This window comes from Sphingobacterium sp. SGG-5 (genome assembly GCF_011043525.1).
Lineage (GTDB): Bacteria > Bacteroidota > Bacteroidia > Sphingobacteriales > Sphingobacteriaceae > Sphingobacterium.
The window spans coordinates 1-416 of record NZ_JAAKGO010000042.1; the positions used below are offsets into that span (position 1 = coordinate 1).

The 416-nt window shown below is 51.0% G+C and carries 1 protein-coding gene; it reads right to left on the reverse strand.

Annotated elements, in window-relative coordinates:
* Positions 1-416 (reverse strand): family 20 glycosylhydrolase (locus tag G5B30_RS17190; protein WP_165321233.1); only part of this gene is annotated, 416 nt, incomplete at both ends.

Consider the following 416-nt stretch of genomic DNA (forward strand, 5'->3'; position numbering starts at 1 on the left):
ACGGACACGCCGACCAGCGCTTCTTAGGTGCTTCATCACCGCCGATATGGATGGTTTCACTTGGAAATAGTTCCACTACTTCTGCTAGTACATTTTCGAGGAAAACAAACACTTCTTCTTTTCCAGCACAGTAGATATCTTCCTGTATACCCCACCGCTCCGGGATCTTAAAGGGCCCGCCTGTGCAGGAGAGTTCAGGATAAGCCTCCAGAGCGGCAAGTGAATGGCCGGGGAGCTCAATTTCCGGAACCACGGTTACATAACGGTCTTTGGCGTAAGCTACCACTTCACGGATCTCTTCCTGCGTATAAAAGCCACCATGGGGATTACGATCGATATTGTTCCCTGACTGAAAGTTGGTCCCCGACCGCCAGGCACCCACCTCGGTCAAGCGGGGATATTTCTTTATCTCTATC